This is a genomic window from Longimicrobium sp. (assembly GCF_036387355.1).
Classification (GTDB): domain Bacteria; phylum Gemmatimonadota; class Gemmatimonadetes; order Longimicrobiales; family Longimicrobiaceae; genus Longimicrobium.
The window spans coordinates 1-3710 of record NZ_DASVTX010000447.1 but is presented as its reverse complement, the minus strand read 5'-3'; the positions used below and the strand labels follow the sequence as shown (position 1 = coordinate 3710).

General features: G+C 65.7%; 4 protein-coding genes. 3 read left to right on the top strand and 1 reads right to left on the bottom strand.

Annotated elements, in window-relative coordinates; all coding sequences use genetic code 11:
* Positions 1-127: 127 nt before the first annotated feature.
* From VF665_RS19550 to VF665_RS19540, 3 genes are all read left to right on the top strand, one after another.
* Entirely contained in the window at positions 128-796 is a 669-nt protein-coding gene (locus tag VF665_RS19550; protein ID WP_331055144.1) for a hypothetical protein, read from the top strand.
* 54 nt (positions 797-850) lie between these two features.
* Positions 851-1519, top strand: coding sequence for a hypothetical protein (locus VF665_RS19545; protein ID WP_331055143.1), 669 nt, complete (start codon positions 851-853; stop codon positions 1517-1519).
* 258 nt (positions 1520-1777) lie between these two features.
* Entirely contained in the window at positions 1778-2335 is a 558-nt protein-coding gene (locus VF665_RS19540) for a hypothetical protein (RefSeq protein WP_331055142.1), read from the top strand.
* 126 nt (positions 2336-2461) lie between these two features.
* On the opposite strand, the gene VF665_RS19535 is transcribed toward VF665_RS19540, so the two are convergent.
* Positions 2462-3710, bottom strand: a 1249-nt coding sequence (locus VF665_RS19535) for a DNA gyrase C-terminal beta-propeller domain-containing protein (RefSeq protein WP_331055141.1), incomplete at its 5' end; no start/stop codon positions are given.

Sequence of the window (3710 nt, the reverse complement as noted above, 5' to 3'; positions counted from 1 at the left end):
AACACGAGGCGCCTGTGAGGAAGGGGTAGCTACACAGCGGAGATGCTGCGGTGTCGGTGACTTGACACGTTGACGGACGGGACGCCCTGGTACGTCACGCAGATTGGTTCAACGACGTAAGCCCCTGATGACCACTATTGAACGAAAGCGAATCCGGCCTGGGATCCTGTTAGCCCTGGTTTTGAGTTCCGGGATTTCGTGCGCAGCCCAGCAGAGTTCCGCAGAAGCAGCGATCCACGCAAGACTACGCAACGAGTGCCGGCGGGCGGCACGGATCATCCGCACCGGCCGGCCCGCACCCCGTCTCACCTGGGCTGCCGAGCGCATTCCCGAGTGCACCGACGTAGGGCCAGCGGCTCTTGGCAGGCGGTGGCGCATGATCGGCGGGAACGCCGACGATCTCGAAGCACTTACTCTCGCTACCATGCGGGTGCGCGACGGAGCGCTCTTTACTGACCTGCTCGCCGTAGCGGAGGATGGCTCGCGCCCGCCGCAGGTTCGCGTGGCGACGATGCTGGCGCTCGCAAAACTCACGAACCCCGGGCTCTCGATCCCTCTGTCGTTCCTCACTCCGCCAGACACGATTCGCCGGATTCCAATGGCTCTGGGATCGACAACGCACGCGTCTCGTGGGCACGGCACGGTCGCGATGCCGCCCGGATATCGGCTGCAGATACTCGCGCTTCTCGAGCAACTGACCGCGGACCGTGCCGGACAGCCGCGCGAAGTCTGGTATGCGGCCGGCATGCTCGCCAAGCGCGTACGGGCGGATCTTGCGGACACGCCTGAGCCGTAAGAACGCGTGGCGGATCAACGTCTGGTGCGGAGACAACCGGTGATCAGAACGCGAATGATCTCGTTGGACCCAAAGCTGATCGGCGCAGGCGTGCTGGCGATTCTGATCCTTGGTTCAGAGATGCCGTGCGCTGCCCAGCAGAACTCGCGCGATGCTGGGGTCGAGGCCAGGATACGCAACGAGTGCCGGCTGGCATCGCAGGTGCTCCGCGCGCGGCATCCGGCAACGAAGCTGCAGTGGGCGGCCGAGCTTGCGCCCTTCTGTCCTGCAAGTGGGCCGCAGGCGCTCGCGGGTTGGTGGCGTGCGGTTCCCGACGGCCCCGCCGAGTTCGACGACCTGACGCGCGCCAGCATGAAGGTTCGGGACGGCGAACTTTATTCGGCGTTGCTCGGCATCGCGGGCGACCCCGCGCGGCCGGCGAGGGTGCGCGTCGCCGCCATGCTTGTTCTGTCGAAATACGTGAATCCCGGCACTGGCGTGTGGCTCACGGACCTCGTGCCGCCGGATTCCATACGCCGCATTCCCATGGCTTTGGGATCAACGACCTACACGTCATACGCTCAAGGCCACGTTCCCATGCCGACGGGCATTTCGCCGCAGATTCTCGCACTTCTTGAGCGGATTGCGGCGGATCGATCGGGCCAGCCGCGCGAAGTCTGGTATGCAGCGGGAATGCTGGCCAAGCGGGTGCGTTTCGACACTGAGCACCTTCCCACTCCTTGAGGCCCGTACGGTGGCCGTGCGCAGACAACCCGGCATCGTGCTCGCCAAGCGCGTTCCGTCTTACATCGAGCATCTGCCGGAGCCGTACTGTGCAGCACGCGCGAGCTTTGACGCCAAGGCCACACGTGAATGACCCAACCGCACCAAGTGGCACCTCAACTGGTGAGATCGTTCGGGCGGAAGCTGACCTGTGCTGGCGTGCTAGCGACTCTGACGGTTAGGTCGGCGTCCGCGCAGGCTGACCCGCAGGCGGCGACTGTGCAGCACCGGACCGATTGTCGCCTTGCTGCGCAGATCCTGTCGAGCGACCAGCCGCACACCCGTGCTCAGTGGGCGCTGGAATATGCGCAGGCGTGTCCAGAGGATGGCCCGCCAGCCCTCGTCGCCCTGTGGGATACGGTGTCGGGTGCGGAGCCCGGTCTGAGCAGCCTCACCGCGTCTACCATGTACATCCGGGACCGGCGCATCTACGACCAGGCGCTGGCCGTCGCTGGTTCGCGAGATCGGCCCGTGCGCGTTCGCACGCACGCGATGCTGATACTCGTAAAGTACGTGATCCCGTCGAGTTCGATCCGGCCCTCCGATCTGGAGCCGCCGGACACGATCGAACACGTTCGAGTGCCGCTGGGATCAACCACCAGAGACTACCAGACACAAGGAACTCAGGCCGTCGGAAGCGAGATCGGGCCCGAGGTTCTGGCTGTGCTGGAGCGCATCGCCTCTGACCGCGAGGGAGAGCCGCGCGAGGTCTGGTACGCGGCGGCGCGGCTGGCACGGCGTGTACGTTGGGAACTGGAACCGCGGCGTGCGAAGTAGCAGGCGCCCGATCATCTCCGAGACACCAGGCATCGTTGGACCCGCCAAGCCGAACCGTACGCCCGAGCAAGAAAACGGGGCGGCCGCATGCAGCGGCCGCCCCGTTCTCTTTTCGCGTGGCGACGATCAGAAATCGTCGTCGGCGCGCAGTTCGTCCAGCGAATCTTCCTCGGGCTCTTCGTCCGCGGGGGTGTCCAGGTTTACACCCGCGTCGTCACCGTCGTCCGGATCGATCCCCAGCGTTTCTTCCAGCGCCACCGAATCCACCACCTCCTGCGCGGACCCGTCGCCCCCGTCCAGAATGGGGAGCGGCTCCTCGTCCTCGCTCACCACGCGGGCCACGTCCATCACCGAGTCCTTGGCACCCAGGTTGATGATCTTGACGCCCTGCGTGGCACGGCCGATGACCCGGATGCCGTCCACCGGAGTGCGGATGATGATGCCCTCGCGGGTAATCACCATCAGCTCGTCGCCCGGGTGCACCTCCTTCATGGCCACCACGCGCCCCGTCTTGTCGGTGGTGCGCACGTTGATCACCCCCATGCCGCCGCGGTTCTGGCAACGGTAGTCTTCCAGCGGGGTGCGCTTGCCGAATCCCTTTTCCGTCACCACCAGCAGCGTGCTGCCGGCCTTGGTGACCACCATGCCGATCACCAGGTCGCCCTTGCGCAGGCTGATGCCGCGCACGCCCGTGGTGGCGCGTCCCATCTCGCGCGTGTCGGACTCTTCGAAGCGGATGGCCATGCCGTCGCGGGTGGCCAGCACCACGTCGCAGCTGCCGTCGGCCAGCTGCACGCTGATGAGCTCGTCGCCGTCCAGCACGTTCATGGCGTTGATCCCCACCCGGCGCGGATTGCCGTACGCCGCCAGCGACGTCTTTTTCACCACGCCGTTGCGCGTGGCAAATATCAGCGACCGGTCGTGCGAGAAGGTCCGCACGGGGACCAGCGCCGCGATCTTTTCGTCGCTCCCCATGTTGATGAGGTTCACCACCGGCTTGCCGCGGCTGTTGCGCGAGCCCACGGGGATCTCGTGCACCTTGAGCCAGTAGCACTGGCCGTCGCGGGTAAAGAACATCAGGTAGTCGTGGGTGTTGGCCAGGAACAGGTGCTCCACCCAGTCTTCTTCCTTGGTCTTCATCCCCTCGATGCCGCGCCCGCCGCGCGCCTGGGCGCGGTAGGTGTCGCTGGGCACGCGCTTGATGTACCCGGCGTGGCTCACCGTAATGACCATCTCCTCGTCGGGGATCAGGTCCTCGATGCTGAGGCTCCCCGCGTCGCCAAGGATGTCCGTCCGCCGCTCGTCGCCGTACTTGTCGGCCACCTCGGTCAGCTCGTCCTTGATGATGGTCTTGCGGCGCTCCACGTTCGCCAGG

Bases quoted from the DNA above. Each gene is read 5' to 3' on its own strand.
- VF665_RS19545 (WP_331055143.1), top strand. From the start codon at position 851: ATGATCTCGTTGGACCCAAAGCTGATCGGCGCAGGCGTGCTGGCGATT.
- VF665_RS19550 (WP_331055144.1), top strand. From the start codon at position 128: ATGACCACTATTGAACGAAAGCGAATCCGGCCTGGGATCCTGTTAGCC.